The following is a 20,016-nucleotide window of genomic DNA, read 5'->3' as shown; positions in this document are numbered from 1 at the left end:
GAGAACAGAGAATACTTAAAACACGCGACGCCATACTACCTTGGGCCCGTGGCCTAGCCAGGATAAGGCGCCGGCCTTCGGAGCCGGAGATCCCGGGTTCAAATCCCGGCGGGCCCGAGATTCTTTACATCATTGATTAAAAGTCCTTCCAGCGTTCCCTGTTCCGCAAAAACCCCCGAGAACTTCCCCGTTGAACGCCTCCGCGAAGACTCAACGCGTCTGAACAATCATTCACTCAGACAGGTATTGTTAGAGCGTAGATCACCTCCGACGAGGTGTGGATGTAAACGAGAACAACGTAACTCTACTCATACTACCCGATCGCAGGGCTATCACGATCGTAACCAATCACAGCAGGATTGTCCTGGGCTACGCCGATAACCTTACTGTAGTTCTCCTCTTGCTTAACACTCCTGGAGAACATCACGTAGAGCTTGAGCCCCTAGGTTTGTGAAGTGCGGGAAGTGCGGATTCACCCACGACAGGGATGTAGTTGGTGCATGGAACATAGCTCTAAAACTAGATGTGAGCCCCGTGCCGTTGGGCTCGAACGGTGTCCATGACCCCTGCGTAGAGTGGCTAGTAGCCACGGTGAACCGCAGGGCAAGAGGCACAACCCGTCCTAGAAAAACCTACAAAAACCTAGGACGGAAAACGGGATCTTCTAATCATACTTCTCAGCGTAGTTTTGCTAACATGATAGCTGGATCGAGAGAATAAAACCTCTAAATCAGATCCATTGAGGACTTGAAGCGCTGCCTCATTTCCAGGGGCTTCTCTATAATCAGGAATGCTTTGTCTTCAACGAGCATCCCGTAGATGCCTATCCCTACACCCCGTTATAAGGATCGATATTAATTCTAGTTTGTGATTTATGTTTTTGAAATTTAAAGACTAGGTGTTTAAATTTATTTGAATAGTTTGTTAAGGTTAATTATAGGGTGTTGTTATTGTAACTAAAATTTTTTAATTGATAAAGTTAACGATAGGTTTATTAACTTTGAAGTCAAAATTTAAAAACGAGATGTCAAAAGCGGCGAGAGGTTTTCAGGGACAAACTCCAGGAAGGCTTTCCACGCTTTTAGCATCTCATCAGCCAAGTAAGGTGAGTAGAGAAATGGAATTGAAAAGTAAAGGAATAGTAGCGGTTTTAGTGCTAGTGGTTTCACTAGCGGTCCCAGCAGTATTACTAATTACGCTATCAACAGCAGTCACAACATTTGCAACAAGTGACTGGACTACAGAGCTTTGGGGTTGGGATAGAGTCAGCAATTCATGGGTTTCCGGAAACCTAGCAGGATATCCTGAGGGAGATCTCGTCGGCTTCAAATTCATTATCACGAACAAGCAGAACGTGGCTGCGCAGGTACCACAGATAAACTCGTTCTACGACTACTTCAACGCCGGGAAAAACGCAGTAGGTATAGATGCAGAGGTGATGTGGATGTACGCCAAGGGTCCTCGGAGCTCGATAGACTTCACATCTAGATTCCCTCCTGCCAGCTATAATTCTATCACGCCAGACGTTTACAACGCGTTCTTCAAATACCAAGGTGGGGTGAGGCAAAACTATTATCAATTCAATGCAGGAAGCTTCGGGACTCTAGGACCAGGTGAGACGTTGATTATATACTTCCAGGCACACCTCGCTGAAACAGTCTATTGGAAAACCGTCATGACGCCCATAGACCCCGACGAATCGGGGTCCCAACAACCCGTGCCAGGACCTCACAACGGTGCTGCATCTTTCCCCGGAGCCTCGCTACAAGTCGGGTTAGCATTAGTTTACACAGGGACGAAGACAGAGACGCAGAGTATCCCGGTCACCTACGCCTCAGGAAGTATCTCTGGGTACAAGTTCAACGACTTAGACGCTGATGGGGCTGACATGGAGCCCGACGAGCCAGGTTTAGAGGGTTGGGTCATAACGTTAGATGGATACGATGAGGTTGGACATCACATAGTCCTGCAGACAACCACCACATCTACCGGAAGCTATACCTTCTCCGAGCTACCGCTCGGAACCTTCAACATTATGGAGACGCTCAAGGCGGGATGGAGCCAGACATACCCACCAGCACCAGGAACACATCAAGTAACAATAACAGAAGAACAAAGAGTCGTGACCAACAAGAACTTTGGGAACTATCAACCAGGTAACATCAGTGGCTATAAGTGGAATGACCTTAACGGTGATGGTGTGTGGAGCTTAGGTGAGCCTGCTCTTGAAGACTGGACTATTAACCTGTTGAAATGGGATGGCAGCGACTTCGTGCTGGTGGATCAAACCACAACAGATATTAACGGCTACTACGAATTCACAGGACTGACGGCAGGCCTATACAGGGTAAGTGAGGAGCTACCCACAGGATGGACGCAAACAGCGCCATCAACAGGTAGTTACATAGTAAACGTCGCTTCAGGAGCAAACATACAGAACAAAAACTTCGGCAACTTCAAGAACGTCGAGATAACTGCATGCAAATACGAGGACGTGACTGGTGACGGATTCTCATCGGATGACACGCCCGTAGCTGGATGGACTGTGAGGCTCTATAAGGACAACGTACTGTTCGATGCTAAGACTACTGGCAGTGACGGATGCTATACGTGGAGCGATCTAGGACCTGGAAGCTACAAAGTCGACGAGGTAATACCCGCAGGATGGACCTCACTAGATGCTTCGACAGAACACGACTTCGGGACAGTAACAAGCGGAGGAACATACAGCCACACATTCACAAACTTCAAACTAGGCAAGATCAGCGGCTATAAGTGGAACGACCTAAACGGCGACGGTGTGTGGGACACTAATGAGCCAGGTCTTGAAGGGTGGACTATTAACCTCTATGGAGACTCAACCCTCATAGGCACGACGACAACGAACATTAACGGCTACTACGAGTTCGTGAATCTACCTCCGGGAACTTACACAGTTAGTGAGGTTCTTCAGGCAGGGTGGAGTCAGACATACCCACCAGCACCAGGAACACATCAAGTAACAATAACATCAGGAGCAAACATACAAAACAAAAACTTCGGGAATAGGATGCCGTTGGTGTACTGTTGGGAGACGGCCTACGCTTACGGCGGTAGCTATGCGATACCTTTCACTAACTACGGGTTCAGTAATTGGGGATGGACTAACGGACCTATAGGTTACGGAACATACACGTGGGACATATATGCAGGTGCGGGTCGGAATGACCTCACTAAAGGAACTAAAGTCGGGAGCGTGAGTATAGTGTATGATAGCGCTACTGGAACCCTCACTTGGAAGGTAAATCTAGTGAGTCCATACATACTTGAGAACGATGGGCATAAGGAGGAGGTTCACGTCTACGTTGGATCTAATCCATTACCAACATATAAGAAGGGACGGACTACAGTGCAAACAGTGGCTCCAGGACAGTATCCATACACAGGTAGCGAAGGTAGTGTATCGGGGCTTTCAGGCCAGGTCTACGTGATCGTGCATGCTGTCGTAGGCATACCGTGCGAACCGATGGTTTAGAAGCACTAAAACGAAGAAGTATAAAACCTGTTTTTCCTTAATCATCATTTTTGTTTAACTAAAAACCCTACTTCCTGAGTAACCCTAGTAATGCACCAACTATAAAGCCTATGGAGACAGGCCCAACCGTCATTAGTCCTAATATCGTTATGAAGTTCTTTGCAGTATTAGCGAGCTCCCCAAACGTGGAGAGGGTGTTCTCCACGGATCCGCCCAGAGACCATATTGAGAGGAAGGTCCCTAAGACGAGTATTGCTATGAAGGCTATTATGTACTTAAGCACTTTAACGGCAATGTAGCCTAGACCTAGCCCCAGGAGGAACTGAACGAGTATAACGGCAGATACCTTAGGATCCGCTAAAACCTCGCTTAACAGGCTCTCCAAACTCAAGACAATCCCCACCTATGTTATGAGGTCTCGCTATATTTAAATACTCCTCATCGGAGGGATAGATCCCCGAAGGTGTTTTGGACATGTTTAAACTGGCTTAAACCCCTAGCTTATATAGTTCTGCGTTCCTACTATGTTATCGGGTATGGGTGTGATGTTCTGCGGACACTCCTTCGTCCGAACGCTTTGAGGCGATGCGGGGTATGTCGGCAAGCAGTGAGCGCAGGAGGATTTTGATGGTACTGTCCGTTACAACCCTCGCTTCATTCCTGACAGGGTTGAATTCAAGGCTGGCTATGGTTGGCTTCCCTATAGTTGCCCGTGAGCTGAACGCTAGCGTCGGCGAGATGTTGTGGATTGTTCAGGGCTATATGATAGGCTCCACCATCATACAGCTTATAGTTGGTGGTCTGGCAGACCTCTACGGCAGGATTAAGTTGTTCAACATAGGCTTTCTGGTATTCTCAGTGGCGGCCCTCACCGCGGGGCTGGCCGGCAGTCCCGTTCTCCTCATCGCTTCCAGGATAATTCAGGGCGTGGGAGGGGCTTTCCTAATGACTCTCAGCATAACTATACTCACAGATAACGTGCCCGGCAATGTTCTGGGGACGTGGCTCGGCGTTAACCAAGTTGCGTGGAGGGTTGGCGCGCTGCTCGGCCTATCCATAAGCGGGTTCGTGATAGACTCGCTGGGATGGAGGTGGCTCTACCTAGCATACGTGCCCGTAGGTCTTGCGGCACTTTTATGGAGTGCTAAAGTCCTGCGTGAGACGTACTCTAGGACGCGCCCGCCCTGCCTAGACGTCGGCGGCTTCACATCATTCACCGCCTTCACCTTCTTCCTCCTCATGTACCTGACCCTCCTGCTCAGCGGCATATCCTGGGGTTTGAGCGTGCTTCTAGTGATTGCTACGCTATCATCGCTAGCTGCCTTCGTGGCTTGGGAGATGAGGGCTCGGTGCACCTCACTGGACTTCACCGTGTTCAGGAAGTGGCAGTTCACGGGAGGTCTGATAGCCCAGCTACTCTACGCCCTTGGGTTCGGCTCAACCCTGACGTTACTGGTGCTCCTCCTGGAAGTCGCTAAAGGAGTTTCCGCGTCAGTCACGGGTCTGGCAATCATGCCTTTCGAGGCAACCTTCCTGATCTTCGGAGTTATAGGTGGCAGGCTGTCGGATAAGGTTGGCTACGCCCCCGTAACGCTCGCCGGGTTGGTCGTTTCATCAATATCGCTCTACATGCTCTCGGAAGTCACTGCCGACGCCGGTCTGACCACCACCATACTGGCGACCGTGCTTCTCGGGATTGGGACTGGAGCCTTCACAGCGCCTAACACAAGCTCTATAATGAGTGCTGTGGAGCCGGACAAGAGGGGCGTAGCATCAGCACTCAGGATGCTCACGTTCAACATAGGCTTCCTAGCCAGCCTCAACATGGCTGTCCTAACCCTAATTCAGTACATCCCGTACGATGTAGCTACTCGGATCATAATATCCGGCGAGCTAGTGGACGTCGAGGGTTACGCAAACAGCATGGCCACAGCACTCGGTAAGTCCTTCTTAGTTCAAGCTATAGTGATGGCTTCAGCCATACCCTTCACACTCACCAGGTTCAGGAGAAAGCAGACGAGTCCCCAACGCTGAGGACGACTCTATATCAGCGTGAAATACTGGCCAACTCACGATTCACACCACCCGAAGCAAGGTGAAGACGGCAAAACACAAGCAAGTAGGTCGCCTAAAAGAATCCCCTACCTTCCAGGGTGTGGAGAAGGCCGGTTACCGATTTACAACTTACCTGCTCATGCTCCATTTCAAGGTGGGAGTGAAGTTATCGAGTCTCTTAACTTCTCAACAACTTCATCCGGCTGAAGTAATTTCACGACGCGCGTCGTGGTATACCCCTTCATCCTCAAGGCGTGTGCTAGGTATGTATATTTAAGTGTGTGGGCGCGGGGATGTAGTATGAAGAAGTTCGAGCCCTTCACCAGCCCGTGCTCCTCCAGCCCCTCGACAATCGATTGGGTCAGCGCCCTATAGTACTGGTCTAGAGATTTTAGAAAACCCTTACCATTTTTAAGCTCTTCAATGGTGCTCCGAGCCCTCTCCCTGACCCAACTATCGTAGTTGAACCTCGCCTCAACATCCTCGATACGGATTATTAGGTCCAGAGCGTTTAAGACACTCGCCAAGTCCCCCTTGATGAAGTATATCTTCCCGTTCGGGAGCCTTAAGTAGAGGGTTTTCGTGGAATCAACCGTTAGCAAGGCGCTGTAGGTTGCCTGTATCAGGTTATCAAGTTCTAGCGGGTTTGAAGCATCCCAGTCGGCAACGATGAGGCTTGGCCTGCCGCCACCGCCTTCCTTGCCGTGCGTAAACACTTTAACCACTAAATCCCCAATGCTGGCGCTCTTCTTCCAGTGAATACTCCTCGGGTGATCGCCGGGGTAATACTCTCTAACACCCACATAATCACCTGCAAGGGTCCCGACTGTCTGACGTTCAATGGATTCAAGGATCTTGGTAGGGATTACCCATCTAAACCTAAACCTAGCTCCGACTCGTCGACTGCTACTTAAGCCCTCCTCACCAACAATGTCGCCGACTATGCCCTCACCCACCCTCAGAGGGGTGGCCCCGGCAACGCTTGCCCCAGCCCCCTCACCATCACTGCCTCCCCCGCGTGACGCCCTGTGGCTCTCAATGAGTTCTAACCTGCCCACATATATTGTCGGAGTTCTAACTAGGGACACATACCTGCTCAGCAACTCTCTAACCCTCCTGACTATTACCATCGACTTAGGGATCGCCTTCACCCTGATCGCGTATGGGCCGTGGACGAGTCTCGAGAAGTGTCTCAAGTCGCTTAAAGCAACCTTCAGAAAGTACGTGTGCACACCTGCCGTCCTAGGCGATAATCTGACGGTAAAAGTGTTGGAACCCCTCGTAGAGCCTCTCATCACTGGAATGTCATTGATTACTATGCTGTACGAGGAATTGTTGAGGACATCAACCCCAACCGTGACCTCAGCATGTTCGCCTAGATAAATTGAGTACGAAGTCCTCTCTAAGAGGACCCGCGACCTGGAGAGATGTAAGTACGAGATGGTGGTCAAGACAAGTATTGACGTTACGTACGACATGGCAGGGATCAAGGTGCATGGCCTCAGTAGGTAGAGCGGAGTAAAGACCAGGACTATTGAAGACAGTCTCAAGGAGAGCAACCCCTCCAAAGGTTCGCGAGCCACTACATCATGGACGTAAGGGGTGAGAACAGATAAGATGATGCTAGCCAGCGTGGAGAGCGGGGTCTCTCCTACAGCAAGCAAACACCACGTCAAGCCCGTCAAGAGTCTGGGGAAGCCCGTCAGACGTACGTAAAGCACTGCGGCAACCGAACTGTACACAATGTAGATGAGATCACCCAATGTCAGCGCATTATAGAAGCCTGTCACAATCATCAGGGAGGACGCCGCGAGAACTAAGGTGCTGACTCTACCTAAATACATAGTAAATCACCAGACTCAGAACGATTGCCAGAAATACGAACATGTAATACGTCACACCACGGGTACTCACTAGGAGTCTAAAGTACTCTAAAAAGGATTGCCTAACATCCGCCTGATCTATAATCAGGTTCCTGCCTCCTAAGATGCATTGAATGAATTCCCTGTTTAGGTTGAGCAACTTATTTGTGAAGATGTGCGGGGATGAGATGAAGACCAGACGACCCTCACCCACATCAGCTAGAACCGCCAGGGGGAACGGTCCCAGCGGCTCGTTAATGTCCATGTAGCCGTCCTCATCAACATCCACGTACGAGAAGTTACTAGTATATGACAACACCACCAAACCCTCAGTCACTACATGATAAGGTACGTAAGGGACGACAATCGTATTGCAATAACTTGAGAAACCTAGGGGGTGAAATCTATCACCGTAGTTGTAAACCATGTCACAGATGGTTCCGCCCTCAACCTTCATGGTGATGTTCAGATGTTTAATCAAACTACCTATGAACTCAGGCGTGCCTGAAGCCACTACGTAACCACCCCTACTGAGGAAGTTCGTGATTTCCTCTATTTCATTAGATGCTACACTTTTTGAACGAATGATTAGGTACGCGGTTTTCAAAGCCTCCACATCACGTAAGACGTCCGCCTCCAACGATATGGAGGCGTTAAAAACATGCGCGAGCATAGAAAGGCCTTCATCACCGTAGTTGACGATGCTGTAACTGGTTGTGGATGGATATACGTATATCGCGGCAGACCCCATCATTAGACCTAATAGAACACCAACCAGGATCAACTCCTTAATCCTCATTCCTCATCACCTCCTCCGCCAACTTTAATGCCTCAACGTAGTTCTGCCTCCTCCTGGAGTACAAGTCCAGCTCAACTAACACCAGGAATCTCCAGAGAAGTTCCCTAATCCCTGTAATGCCCGAAAAGGTTCTGCTGAAGTGCTCTCTCAACGTCTCACTAGCCTCGGGTGTGGAGACCTTCAGCCTTCGAATCGTTGCGTAGTATAGATCGGCAATTCTCGAAGAGATCATGTAAGGCTTAGTTAGGGAGGCGTGCGGGCCTCCCATCGATCTCCTCGAACTCCTGTCGCCACCCCTCACGAGGCTCCGAAGCATAAGTGTAATTCCCTTCTCACTACCTGCTGTGAGGACAACCGCGGGAACCGAAATTAGACCCAGTAACAACGTTGCGACGGGGTTGATCACTAAGACTGAATCTCTGAAAATGTAGGGGTCTTGGCCAGGCGTTGAAGGCTCGACAATGACCGACAGGTCCGTGATTAAGGATGGGAGAGGGCTCGCGAATGCCCTCACCGTAAGACTGTCGTTAAGTATGTACTCGCCGGCGAATCTCCCACCCACGTACACCTTAACCACTAGGTGAGCGTCTGCCGGGTTCTTATTAATAAGCACTAGTGTGAGAAACCCGTCGTTGGTGAAAAAGGGCTCAGAGAATCCGATCTCAACCTCAGGCGTTTTAGATACAGCCAAAACAGTCTTAGAGACGGTCAGTCCAACACTCTCGGACGTGGGCTCCACGACTATCTCAATCAGGTTAACGCCGGCTGAGACGTTTAGTGCAAGGGTGTCCAAGTAGTAGAGAGTCACACCGGGGATTAAGGTTATGTTGCCGACCGTCATACCGTTAAATCTGATCAATGAGCTGTAATTGCTATCTGAGTGAATTCTTAAAACCATGGTATCACCCCTGCGGATTGTAGCAGGAGCTTCCACGGAGATGTTGGGGACCTTATAGGCTACCTTAAACAGTCTGTAGCTTGTGAGGATCCCTCCGTCCGACACGTTACGCGCTACCGCCACAGCAACTAACGATAGCCCAGACCTAGTAGTTGAACCTACGAACTCACTGGCCTTCGGTATTCTGAACAGACCTGAATAGCCCCAAGGACTGGGAGTCACGTTGATGGTCGATACCCTGCTTAGGGAAGGCCACGTGAGGATGTAAACACTCTCCAGCCTTAAAGCCGGGTTACCTAACACTACCTTCAGCTCTACAACCTCCCCCGGAATGCAGGCCTCCTTACTTAACTCTAAGTGTATAGTGTCTGAAGAGCCCATACGCTTGGAGAGGGCTGCGTCGATTAAATGGGGTATGATCTCTTCAGCTATCCTATCAACGCTGGAGGATATGCTTACCCTCAACATAGTGGGGATCGCTGGGTCGTGAGCGCATGAGCTCAACATACCTACATATTGACCAATCCTGCCGGGAAGTTTAGACTGAAGAACAGTCAATTCAGCAACTACCCTCTGAATCTCCTCCCTAGTCAACACGTCTTGAGTAGCCGCTACAGCGTAGTCGTAGTACTCAAGCAATAGGCTGTATACTTCCTTATGTAACCTGCCCAGCTCACCAGGTATGGATGCTTCCCTGAGGGCATGAAGCACCCGATCCGCTCCAGGAGTTCCGTAAGACGCAGCATCCAAAGCTTTCTCAAGAAGAATCAGTAAGCATGAACAATCAACAAGCTCTGGGTTGGAGGCCTGGATGGGCTGAGGCAAGATTACTGCGAGGATCAGCAACGTAGCTAAATATAATAGAATTGCTGTCCTCATCCCACAAGAACCTCGTACACCCTAATCCCCACTATCATCATGAAGACCGTGAGTAACATCGCGTGCAACAGCTTGACGGGAGTGTTCGTTTTCGGGAAAGGTCTCATGATGGAGTAGCTAATGTAAAATGAGAGTATGTTCAGAGCCACGTAGGCATCTATCCTTGACTCCCTCAGAAGCAGAAGTAATACGTTGAATGAGGAGGTCAGGCCCGTATAGAGCATTACGAACCTTTCAATGAGGCCCACCACTATCCATCACCTCATGGGTGAAGTACACACCCCCTGCGAAACTCCCTGCCTCAACTAACATCACGTCCTTACCCACTATCCTACTCAGCGCTACAGAAACCAACATATTGAAGGGATTCACAGGCAACCCTCTGAAGTTATCTAAAGTTTTGTTCGGTTCTATCAGCTCTATCTTCAGAAACCTCCCTGACTGCCTTACTAGAACCCTACTACATAGACCAAGCGACTCGACGAGCACTGAATTCAAACCAGATTCAATCACCCCCTCCCCAACCTCCTCAATCTGGGATACGTCCTTAAGCACGTCATCAACCGGTATTGCTAAGTAAGGCCCTCCATACCTGACCCCTAGCCCCGGATCAACGTCCTTGAGCTTGCCCGCCTTAGCTATAATCAACCGTAAACCTTCATCACTCCGGACTACACAAAGCTTAGACTCGAGCAGGTCCACATCCTCCACAATACTTGTCAGGGCTTTGCTGAGGAGCCTGGAGTACTCGATTAGTGCGTTAGCAATAATTTCAGTGGCTGCGAAACTCGACACGAGTAGTACTAACCCCATGAGAATTGATGAGAGAGCCACCCCCACCAAGGGGGGTTTGTCCGTGACGAGACCATAGAGAAATGCTAGAGCGGATATCGCTAAGATGTTAGTGCCTAGAATCAGTAGATTCCTGTTCATGCCAGCCACCCCGCCGCCAGAGGCTTAAGAAACACGTCCAGATCAGCTATATGAGTCGCGTTGCTAAGCCCTCTCTCGAAAAGGTATGCTTTACAAACGTAGAGAAGCAGGCTAAACGCTAGGAAAGAGACGTTAATGCTGAGTAAGGGGCTCACATAAATGGCTATGAATAGAAGGGACGTCAAGCATAGAGCAAAACCCCCCAACCGATAATACTCCCTTAACAATCTGTAGTAAGTAGTCTCTATCATAGAGGCTAGGCAGAACCTAAGCGGGGTCCCTAGACCAACCCAAATACCGATCAGAACCCCTGCTAGGAGGGCTGGAGGCGTTGCGTAGCTGAAAGACCCCCTAACACCTAGGGAGTCCCAATGAAGGCTAGCTAACATCAATAGAACAGCAAGCAATGGGATTTCCACAATGAAGTCAGGTAATGAGAGGAACTCAACAATCAAGTAAACCAGCGTGGCGGCAGTGAGTCCAGCGGGAATGAATGTTGGGTTCACGCCCTTATAAATCCCGTAGAACGTTAAGTTGCAGACCGTGAGCAATGTGAAAGCTACTATAGCTAGGGCGTAGATGCTGGGTCCTAGCAAGATCGTGAGCAAGTTTGACACACAGACCCCAAGAAGACTCACTATCTCAAGCCGCATATCAATCAACTACTTAGGCACTGGTACCTTCCTGAGGGCCTCCTCAACCAGGGATTCAGGCGTTACGCCTTCCGCCTCATACTCCTCCTTAACCTTGACCTTGTGAGCTACTACTGGAACTGCAAGAGCTTTTACGTCATCGGGGATCACGTAGTCCCTTCCATTCATTGAGGCGTAGGCCCTGCTTAACATTGCTAAATGTATTGACGCCCTGTGCGAGGGTCCGTAGAGAACGGCTTCATGATCCCTTAAGTAGGATATTAACCTGACGATATACTCGACAACGACCTCGCTGAGGTGGATCAGGTGCTCTAGGGCCCTGCTCACCTCAAGCACGGTATCAAGTGCTGTAATCTGCTGTAAGGCTGGATCCACCGCCATCTCCGCCCTCTTAATTATCTCGACCTCTTCGTCGGGAGGGTTGTAGTAGCTCGGAACTCTGGCGGCGAACCTATCGGCCAACGTCTCCATTATCTGATACCAGCCTGTAGCAACTCTTGGTGAGACCTCAGTAGCTATGACCATAAAGGGTTTAGGAAGTGGGTAAGGGACCCCGTCAACAGTCACCCTATACTCTTGCATCGCCTCCAGAAGGGCCGCCTGAGACCTTGTGGGGACTCTGTTAAGCTCGTCGAACATGAGTATGTTGGTGAAGATAGGCCCCTTGACGAACTCCTTACTGCCATTCAACCTGTAAACATGAAATCCTAGAATGTCTGTTGGGAGTATGTCCGGATGTCCTTGAATCCTTCTGAACTCGCCCCCCATCGCCTTGGAGAGGGATTTGGCCAGAAGAGTCTTACCGGTTCCCGGGTAACCCTCTATCAGAAGATGCCCACCGCTGAATAAGGTAGTGACTGCCAGTTTAACTGTTTCCAACTTACCAACATACACTTTCCCAAGCTCATTCATGAAGTCCCTCATAATCTGTTTGATGTTATCGAGATCCAACCCCTCATCCCTCACTTCCCTTTCAAGAAGCCAAATAAGTTTTTCAGTGAGTTGATTAAATGCGGTGACCATGTTACTGTCAAGTAAACGACCAGGATCATCGTCAAGATATAGGAAGCTAGCGTTGCCCAGTACAACATCGCCGTATAACTCTGACTTAAGTTAGGACTTCTACCTGGTGAGCCCAGCACAAGAGCTTTTGATAAATTCCCCTCGACCCTGCCCACGTCAAGGTTCGGTGAGAACATCATCAGGGACGCCCTGACGTAAGCTATCGCCTGCGCGTTGGAATCACCTATAAAGACGGGCATTATGACGTAGCCTAGGAGTCCCTCAATCGAGTCCCTCTCAACCTCTATGAAATAGAGCCTTGTCCCATTGAAGATCCTACTCCACGAGTTAACGACCCTGTATCCCTGAAGCCTTAGGCAGAGTTGCCACGTGTGGAACCTGCCGGGCGTGTCAGCTACCTCAACATAGCCGAAGTGGGGAACGCCATCTTTCACAAGGACGACCTCATAGACGCTGAAGGCCCCCAGGACCCTCGTCAAGTAACTGCTGTAGGACTGATGCGTGAGTGTTAAGTCCCCTCTCCCGCTGAAGACGTATCTCGGCGGATTGTTCATGAAGTCGCTCAGCTCGTTGTCACCGAGCACTATACCATCCCTCCGCAACGCATCGTTAATGTTGGGTGACGCTATGTAATGCAGTGTCACAGCGTAAACTGAGGTGAAGATGAGCGTCACGGCGAGAACTCCAGCAACGAATCCCCACTCAATCCTGGACCAGCTTCCAACGGATCTAGGTGTTAAGCGCCTTAAGCCCGCGTACCTGTCGGCCACAAAAAACGCGGCGAGGACCGAGAGCGTTGAAAAAACTATTGAGAGGGGGGAGTGAAACAACTCCATGCCCACCTCCACACCGTAACTCATACTGCCCCAAATGACGAGGAGGACCCTCACTAAATTTCCGAGAAAACCTATGAGGACGGCCAACATCAGAGACGTTGCAACGCTAACTATTTTCCTCCTCGCAGTGGAGGGACTGAATGCAACCAGATACGTCACCACCGGAATCACAGCGAAAACCGATAAGAGTGACACTATACCAGTGCAGGCGATCTCAACATTGAATACCGCGGGGCCTGAGGGAGTCACAACCACTATCTGAGCGTATACAGGATTCTCGATGAATGTAACTCCAGTCAGCACGGCCACTGCTCTACCAACGAACCTTGATAAGTGTGGCGTTACGGAATCTATGACCGAGGTCGGCAGGGGGACAAGCATGAAGAGCGAAAGCAAAGGTATTAAGTCTTTCAGCGTGAGTGGATTATAGATAAAGATAATGAGAGCCAACACAAGCAGAACTAAACTTAAGCTTCCATATTGGACGGCGTTCCCTAAATCCAGGAAGGAGGAAATATAAAAAATGAGGCTTAAGTCAGCGAGCAACACCGACACAATAACCTTACTGACCCTCACCTCGTAGGATAGACCGACGCTCCTGAAGAGATAGTAGAAGAGGGTCAGTGTTGAGGCTAAGACTACAAGTAAGTAGTTGTACTCCTCGACGAACATCAGTTTAAGGTAGCTTTCAACAATCCCCCTATAGGCGGATTCAGATAGGAGGGCGATGAAGCTAGTGAGGATAGTGAAACCGGCTGTCAACATCCTCACGCGGCTTCCCGAATCATTAGCCGTCACGTAACCCAAGCCCCTAAACTACTGAGACTCAGATCAATAAAAACTGAGGTCGAGAAGTTGCTACACGAGCTTCCCGCCTTCTAAGGTCCTGCTCACTCCTACACCGTATTCAGTGTTTAAGTCCGTCGTTGTCAGCAGTATAGCCATCTTAAACTCATGTGTGAGTCTCCTAAACAACGTCAAGATTCTGGACGATGTGACGTCGTCAAGATTCGAGAACGGCTCGTCAGCTACTAGTAGTTTAGGTGTTTTAACCACTGCTCTAGCTATAGCCACTCTCTGCCTTTCGCCACCGCTTAGCTCGCTCGGATACCTCCGTCCCAGACCCTCCAGACCTACGTAACTAAGCACTTCAGCAACCCGCCTGCGTCTCTCACTTCTCGGCACATTAAGGAGGGCTAATGGTAATTCAACATTATCGTGGACCGTGAGTCGGGGAAGCAGTGTGAACTCCTGATCAACGTAACCAATATACTTAAGCCTCAGAGTAGATTTAGCTGAATCATTCAGTCCGGCTACATTGCTACCCATGAATTCCACCATCCCATCATCGGGCATCAGCTGTAGTGAGGCTATCTTAGCTAGAGTCGTCTTACCGACGCCGCTACGACCCCTGACAATTAAGGTCTCGCCAGAGCCTAAGGTGAGGGAGACGTCCCTCAGAACGTCCTCACCACCAACAACCTTACTAACGCCCCTCAACGACAGTATGATCATCGCGATCACTTCAGGAGGAAAACATGCACATTACTGTAGATTAATGCTCTAGACATGCTTAAGCGGTTTATACTCTTAATCTTATACACATCCACCGGCGACAGCACATACCCGAATCTGAAGTTATCGAGGTAGAGTAATGTAGGTGTGTCCCTGGTATGTCCCTGCGTAGCTCTAAACCCACATAAAATCTCCACACTCAGATCCCGGCCGACAAGGTACTGCATTTTAACGTCACCGCATAGCATACCATCGCTGAAGAATTTGACGAGATTACGCACCCCAAGAACCTCACCCTCACCATATCTCCAGTAGAAGCTGATCGAATCACCGCAACATATCACGCTAGCAACCGTAGCTACAGACATGAGCAGAGAGACCGCTAAAACAATGGTCACGTATAAATGGAGGAGTCTACCTCTCCTACTCAGCAAGGACGAAGCAACAATAGTGGCTATTACAAGGTAGTTAAGCACCCTATGCAGTACGCTCATTAGAACCGGGGATGCGAGGACTATGTAGAGGGTTGCGGTCGTTATTGGGAGGAGTATCGGGGCCAGCACCGGGGGCGAGTTCTCACCCCCCTCAACAAGTAATGGTATGAGGAGCAGGATGAACGGCGCCACGTACAGAGCTACCGACCAGTCGAAGACCAAGTTAGTTCCAGTGGCAAGTACGGTGATGACCACAAGCATCAGAGGCATTACTGAGAACCCGACCGAGCCATGCCCCAGGAGGACATACCACCCGTACAGGGCAGTACTGAATGCACCTAGTACGAGAATGTCGTTGAAACCGGGTCTATACTTAAGTCCCTCCCACCCGTATGCGGTCATATAGGTGAGGTAAACAGGGCTTAGAATGAGGAGGAATATTAGAGGACCTCTGAGATTCAGGGGAAGATCTCCAACACCCCCCAAATACTTAGCGACTGCTACAAAAATGTAGCTACACATGAAGGCTATAAACATCAGTGGGGATAAGGGGTGTGAGATAACTAGAGCCAGCGATGTTAAGGCAGTCAAGACTAAAGCTGACCTACTGATTCCCACTACCAGCAAGAAGATGAGGACGGTCAGTAGGGGATATGAGTGAACCTCCTTCAGAGCTGTTGACGTGAATATTATGAAGGACGGTATTGAAGTAAGGACAATCGTGCTTAATAAGGCGCTACGGAGCCCCGCACATCTCTTCACTGTTACGTAAACAAGTATGGCTAGGCAGGCTGAAGTGATGACAACTCCGACGTACCTGAAATACAGTTCAGGCTCCAGGTTTGTGAGCCTTGAGTATATGGCGGCTTCAAGCAAGGTGGCCGGCCACCTGCCGTGATAGCCTTCGAGGGATGGACTGCTCAATACCCTAAACTCAGGGTTCCTCAATAACTCCTCGCTCAGCCTGATCAAGGGCCATACATCCGTTGAGAACGGCTCGTTCGTGAGTAGGGTGGGGATGAGCCGAAGTAGTGTGGCGGTCAGCAGGACTAGTAAAAGCGCTCTACATCGCATGTTTTCTAAACCCCCACACGATTCCCAACGTCAGGAGAGTCATTTCTGAAGAGAACACCACGGAGACGTCCTCTAGACCTATTTTAGGCTGGACCACGTAGTTCAAGACCCTCAACACCACCAGGCCTCTCAAATGCTCTGAGATAATGAGGACTGTCGCTAATGCCACAATCCCGTACATGAAGGCTATGAGAAGCAGTAACGTGATAAGCGAGCCTCTTGAGAGACCTAACGATCTAAACACCTCTAAACTCGACCTCAAGGCTCTGACAAGGCACTCACCTATTAGAGGATTGCTCACCAATACAACCGTTGCGATAGAGTAAGCGAGGGTGGAGATAAGATCCTTATGGAAACCCAGTCTAGCCATGTAGGCTTCCGGAATATCCCTGTAGACCGTGGGGTTGAAGCCGCTGCCCTGTTGAGCGAGTATCAGGAGCGCCCTCCTAATCAGAGACCCCTCCTCACGGCTTAAACCAATTCTTTCCGCTAGCGTGTTTAAGGAACTTAAGTTACTTGCACGCAACACAGCCACAGAGTAATAGTCGCTACCTATGCCTCTAAGTGTTCTAGCTACCCCCAGACTCGTTACCACCTCATGGTTGAGGAGGCTCGGTAGACGTATAACATAGCAGATTATGCATAACACCGTCTCTCTGGTGAACGGCGAGTAGAGAGGTAGCACGTCATCCTCCTTCAAATGAAGTTCAGAGGCTAACCCCTCACCCACGATAACGCAGGGATCATTGAGAAGCTCAACGCCGGTCAGACCCAGCAGTACGTCCCTCTCCAACCCCCTTACTACAACCACCCTACCCATGGTGTATGCTGGGGTGAGCACGATGAACTCCACGCTAACGCCACTGACGTTGTGTAGTAGGCTTCGCACACGGACTTCACTCACAAGTGAGGTGAGGGGTGAAACTGCATAACTCGATACGACTAAACCCTCCCCAGTAGGACCGAGCACGAGCTCCTCGTAGAGACCGTAGAGAGAGTTAACATAACCTAAAACACTTATTGACATAAACAGAAGCATAGACAGCAACGTTATAAACCCTAGATGTGTAGTTGCAGGCAAGCACTTAACAAGAGTTTTAAGAACCGCCAGACGCATTAAGCTCACCCAATCTGAACGCTACGTAGCTGGCAGGAACCTCCGCCAACGTCATAAATAGCGCTGGTGCTAGGTCGCTAAGGCAGGGCTGAGGGCCTAGGAGTAACGAGTCGCTTAAGAACCTGAGTGCAACGCTTCCTACATACAGGATTAAATGGCTTAATGTCACACTGTAAATGGAGAGGAGGCCGACAAGCATGCATGCCAGCGAGGTGAAGACCGTACTTAGTTTGAAAATGCTCAAACCCTGCAACCTAAGTGCCTTCAGCTCCTGCCTGAGTTCATACAACACCTTTATGTTGACTACATATAGCAGAGGAAGGTAGACCACTAACAGTAGTAAAGCATAGAGGTTGGAGAAGTCGGCTAGCTCCCCCAACAGGGATCTAACTGCTAAGCTACTCACCTCCGCTGAATCGGCGATGCACAGGAATCCACCATCCAACTGAGTGATGGAGTGTTCAACTATGACCACACCCTCAAGACCTGCAACGTGCAGGTAGGCCGGGCATATGCTGAGGCATTCATCGCGGAAACAGACGTTAAGCGTCACGCCCGGGGAGGCGTTAAGTACTCTAAGCAGTGGAGCGCTGATCGACGCTTTAGGACTTACGCACGTAACGCTCGAGTTAAGTGATTTAATGGCTAGGACTGTATTCAGCTCGTAAACACTTTCCGTTGCAACTACTGGTAGCTGGTGCATCGTGTTATTGCCAACAACCCTCAGCACCCCATAACCCACATGAACGCACTTGCCCCCTACCTGGTTGTCGCTCAATACCAAGGAAGGTCCGCCGTAATACCTTGTTAGAGCATCTGCCTGGGTTTTCAGCGCGACGATCGATGACGTGAGGGTCAGCGATACGAGCACAGGAGGCAACAGTACCAGGAGCAGTAGTGTTGCCTGCCTCTTCCTGATGACCGAGAGCGCTAGCACTTTGAACGCGTGTGCGTAGCTCACGATCTCATCCTTAGGTTGATGTACTTCCTGTACGCAGCTCCTAAGGCTGTGAGGGTCGAATACAGCGTCAACACTGTCAGAACCGGCTCTAGCCTTATACCCCATGGAGTGTAATTAAGTGCTAGTCCTATCAAAGGCACTACAGCCAGCGAGAGCCCTATCGATAAGGCGAGCCTCTCCAGGTCACTAAGAGACCCCTCCTCCGGATAAAGGAGTTCCACCGTAGTGTAGCCGACTATAAAGAGGGTGAAGATCGACCCCGCAACGTACCTTAGGTAAATTGCCTGAGGGATGAGGCTCGTCAGGCAAACCGACGCGATGGTGATTATTGTGAGTGATATCGTCACCCAAAACCAGGTGCTATAATCGAACCTTAGAAGGTATTCTACAAAGACCTTAGGGGGGTTCGGATCCATGATGTTCAGTTTGCCACTCACCACTTCATCGTAGGCCCTCCTTAAATTTCTATAACCCCTGCCGAGGGAGTTCACGTACTCCTCAAGAGTCTTACCGTTCATGGTACAGGAACCTCCACAACCTTAACGTGTAGGTGAGCCCACCTACCACTGTACGTCCACTCACCCCTATTCGTGTCGTAGAGCCATAGCTCGAAAATAAGGGTTACGTTCTTACCTACCGGTAACCCATTAACCATTACGGGCAGGCTCGCTTTGACGAGCTTCTCATTATTGTGGGCGACGACTACTGTGAAGTTCTCAAGAGTTTCAAGAACGCTTGGCGTGGTGTTGGTGGGTAAATCCTTGACACTCCCCACTTTATACCTAATCTGGGCCAGTACTGGATAACCCATGTAGTTGAAGACGTACATGCATAAATCAACGCTACTGCCGATAATCACGTACTCTGGATAATCCCCTATCCTACACTCTCTATTCAGAAGACCTAGGGCTGTGAAGGCTTCAGTCACCTCAGGCCTCAGTATAGCGGCTGTCGAGATGACGGAGCCCACCACAACCAGTGCAAGAATTACTGCGAAGACCTCATCGCTTACCACGTTCACCAACTATCACCCACTTCCTCCTGCTCCTAAACCACAGGTAGATGTACACTCTGGGAAGTAGGAGGTACGTGAGCAACGGCGTGATAAGCAACGTAAGTGCCGTGCCGTACCTCTTCAGATTATTTACGAGGAGGATCTCACCAACCTTGGATTCAACGCTACTTAAATTAGTGCTAATCGAGTCCATAATCTCCTCAGCCCTGCTAATGTCGCCGACCTTTAACAACTCCAGAACCTCATCGAGGGCCTCAACATATTGACTTACATCAATACCCTTCCTGCCAAGATCTGCGACTCTCGAGTAGATGCTGATAAATCTCTCATGAGGGGTCTCACACCAAGCTATTATGGAGGAGATTAGGAGGGTAACAACAAGGATTGACGCCACGGCTGATGAACAGCCCTCCAGCTGGCACACCCCGTATATCAAATAATATTTTAA

Annotated in this window: 18 protein-coding genes and 1 tRNA gene; 3 read left to right on the top strand and 16 right to left on the bottom strand. The window is 49.8% G+C overall.

Annotation, left to right across the window (positions count from 1 at the left end):
- Nucleotides 1-42: 42 nt before the first annotated feature.
- Both QW772_01260 and QW772_01255 read left to right on the top strand, forming a co-directional pair.
- Nucleotides 43-117, top strand: a tRNA-Arg gene (locus QW772_01260).
- A 1,000-nt stretch (nt 118-1,117) separates the two neighbouring features.
- Complete coding sequence (locus tag QW772_01255; protein MEM0037553.1) at nt 1,118-3,514, top strand: SdrD B-like domain-containing protein; 2,397 nt, start codon at nt 1,118-1,120, stop codon at nt 3,512-3,514.
- 67 nt (nt 3,515-3,581) lie between these two features.
- Here QW772_01255 and QW772_01250 read toward each other — a convergent pair whose 3' ends face one another.
- Nucleotides 3,582-3,905: a hypothetical protein gene (locus tag QW772_01250; GenBank protein ID MEM0037552.1), complete on the bottom strand. Its 324-nt coding sequence runs from the start codon at nt 3,903-3,905 to the stop codon at nt 3,582-3,584.
- Between the two features lie 236 nt (nt 3,906-4,141).
- On the opposite strand from QW772_01250, the gene QW772_01245 reads away from it, so the two are divergent.
- A complete protein-coding gene (locus QW772_01245; GenBank protein ID MEM0037551.1) occupies nt 4,142-5,548 on the top strand; it encodes an MFS transporter in 1,407 nt (468 codons plus the stop codon).
- A gap of 170 nt (nt 5,549-5,718) precedes the next feature.
- Here QW772_01245 and QW772_01240 read toward each other — a convergent pair whose 3' ends face one another.
- From QW772_01240 to QW772_01170, 15 genes are read right to left on the bottom strand one after another with little or no spacing between them, the layout of a single operon-like run.
- Nucleotides 5,719-7,413 carry a DUF58 domain-containing protein gene (locus QW772_01240; protein ID MEM0037550.1) on the bottom strand — a complete coding sequence of 565 codons (1,695 nt, stop codon included), beginning with the start codon at nt 7,411-7,413 and terminating at the stop codon, nt 5,719-5,721.
- Nucleotides 7,400-8,230 (bottom strand): DUF4350 domain-containing protein, encoded by an 831-nt coding sequence (locus tag QW772_01235; GenBank protein ID MEM0037549.1) that lies wholly within the window; start codon nt 8,228-8,230, stop codon nt 7,400-7,402. The genes QW772_01240 and QW772_01235 overlap by 14 nt, the downstream gene beginning before the upstream one ends.
- Nucleotides 8,220-10,007 carry a hypothetical protein gene (locus QW772_01230; protein MEM0037548.1) on the bottom strand — a complete coding sequence of 596 codons (1,788 nt, stop codon included), beginning with the start codon at nt 10,005-10,007 and terminating at the stop codon, nt 8,220-8,222. The genes QW772_01235 and QW772_01230 overlap by 11 nt, the downstream gene beginning before the upstream one ends.
- Nucleotides 10,004-10,258, bottom strand: coding sequence for a hypothetical protein (locus QW772_01225; protein ID MEM0037547.1), 255 nt, complete (start codon nt 10,256-10,258; stop codon nt 10,004-10,006). The genes QW772_01230 and QW772_01225 overlap by 4 nt, the downstream gene beginning before the upstream one ends.
- Nucleotides 10,242-10,940 carry a hypothetical protein gene (locus tag QW772_01220; GenBank protein ID MEM0037546.1) on the bottom strand — a complete coding sequence of 233 codons (699 nt, stop codon included), beginning with the start codon at nt 10,938-10,940 and terminating at the stop codon, nt 10,242-10,244. The genes QW772_01225 and QW772_01220 overlap by 17 nt, the downstream gene beginning before the upstream one ends.
- Nucleotides 10,937-11,557, bottom strand: coding sequence for a hypothetical protein (locus tag QW772_01215; protein ID MEM0037545.1), 621 nt, complete (start codon nt 11,555-11,557; stop codon nt 10,937-10,939). Before QW772_01215 ends, QW772_01220 begins: the two co-directional genes overlap by 4 nt.
- A 45-nt stretch (nt 11,558-11,602) precedes the next feature.
- On the bottom strand, nt 11,603-12,559 hold the full coding sequence (locus QW772_01210; protein MEM0037544.1) for a MoxR family ATPase: 957 nt from the start codon (nt 12,557-12,559) through the stop codon (nt 11,603-11,605).
- A complete protein-coding gene (locus QW772_01205; GenBank protein ID MEM0037543.1) occupies nt 12,556-14,250 on the bottom strand; it encodes an archaeosortase/exosortase family protein in 1,695 nt (564 codons plus the stop codon). Before QW772_01205 ends, QW772_01210 begins: the two co-directional genes overlap by 4 nt.
- 60 nt (nt 14,251-14,310) lie before the next feature.
- Nucleotides 14,311-14,967 (bottom strand): ATP-binding cassette domain-containing protein, encoded by a 657-nt coding sequence (locus QW772_01200; protein MEM0037542.1) that lies wholly within the window; start codon nt 14,965-14,967, stop codon nt 14,311-14,313.
- Nucleotides 14,968-14,972: 5 nt separating this feature from the next.
- Entirely contained in the window at nt 14,973-16,475 is a 1,503-nt protein-coding gene (locus QW772_01195) for a hypothetical protein (GenBank protein MEM0037541.1), read from the bottom strand.
- Complete coding sequence (locus QW772_01190) at nt 16,465-17,592, bottom strand: hypothetical protein (protein ID MEM0037540.1); 1,128 nt, start codon at nt 17,590-17,592, stop codon at nt 16,465-16,467. The genes QW772_01195 and QW772_01190 overlap by 11 nt, the downstream gene beginning before the upstream one ends.
- On the bottom strand, nt 17,573-18,553 hold the full coding sequence (locus QW772_01185) for a hypothetical protein (protein ID MEM0037539.1): 981 nt from the start codon (nt 18,551-18,553) through the stop codon (nt 17,573-17,575). Before QW772_01185 ends, QW772_01190 begins: the two co-directional genes overlap by 20 nt.
- Nucleotides 18,550-19,071, bottom strand: a complete 522-nt coding sequence (locus QW772_01180) for a DUF1616 domain-containing protein (protein ID MEM0037538.1) — start codon at nt 19,069-19,071, stop codon at nt 18,550-18,552. The genes QW772_01185 and QW772_01180 overlap by 4 nt, the downstream gene beginning before the upstream one ends.
- The gene (locus tag QW772_01175) at nt 19,068-19,574 is read right to left on the bottom strand and encodes a DUF1616 domain-containing protein (protein MEM0037537.1); all 507 of its coding nucleotides are present in this window, start codon (nt 19,572-19,574) and stop codon (nt 19,068-19,070) included. The genes QW772_01180 and QW772_01175 overlap by 4 nt, the downstream gene beginning before the upstream one ends.
- Nucleotides 19,555-20,004 (bottom strand): hypothetical protein, encoded by a 450-nt coding sequence (locus tag QW772_01170; protein MEM0037536.1) that lies wholly within the window; start codon nt 20,002-20,004, stop codon nt 19,555-19,557. The genes QW772_01175 and QW772_01170 overlap by 20 nt, the downstream gene beginning before the upstream one ends.
- Between the last annotated feature and the right edge of the window lie 12 nt (nt 20,005-20,016).

This window comes from Zestosphaera sp. (assembly GCA_038727705.1).
GTDB lineage: Archaea > Thermoproteota > Thermoprotei_A > Sulfolobales > NBVN01 > Zestomicrobium.
This window is presented reverse-complemented; position numbering and strand designations above follow the sequence as displayed.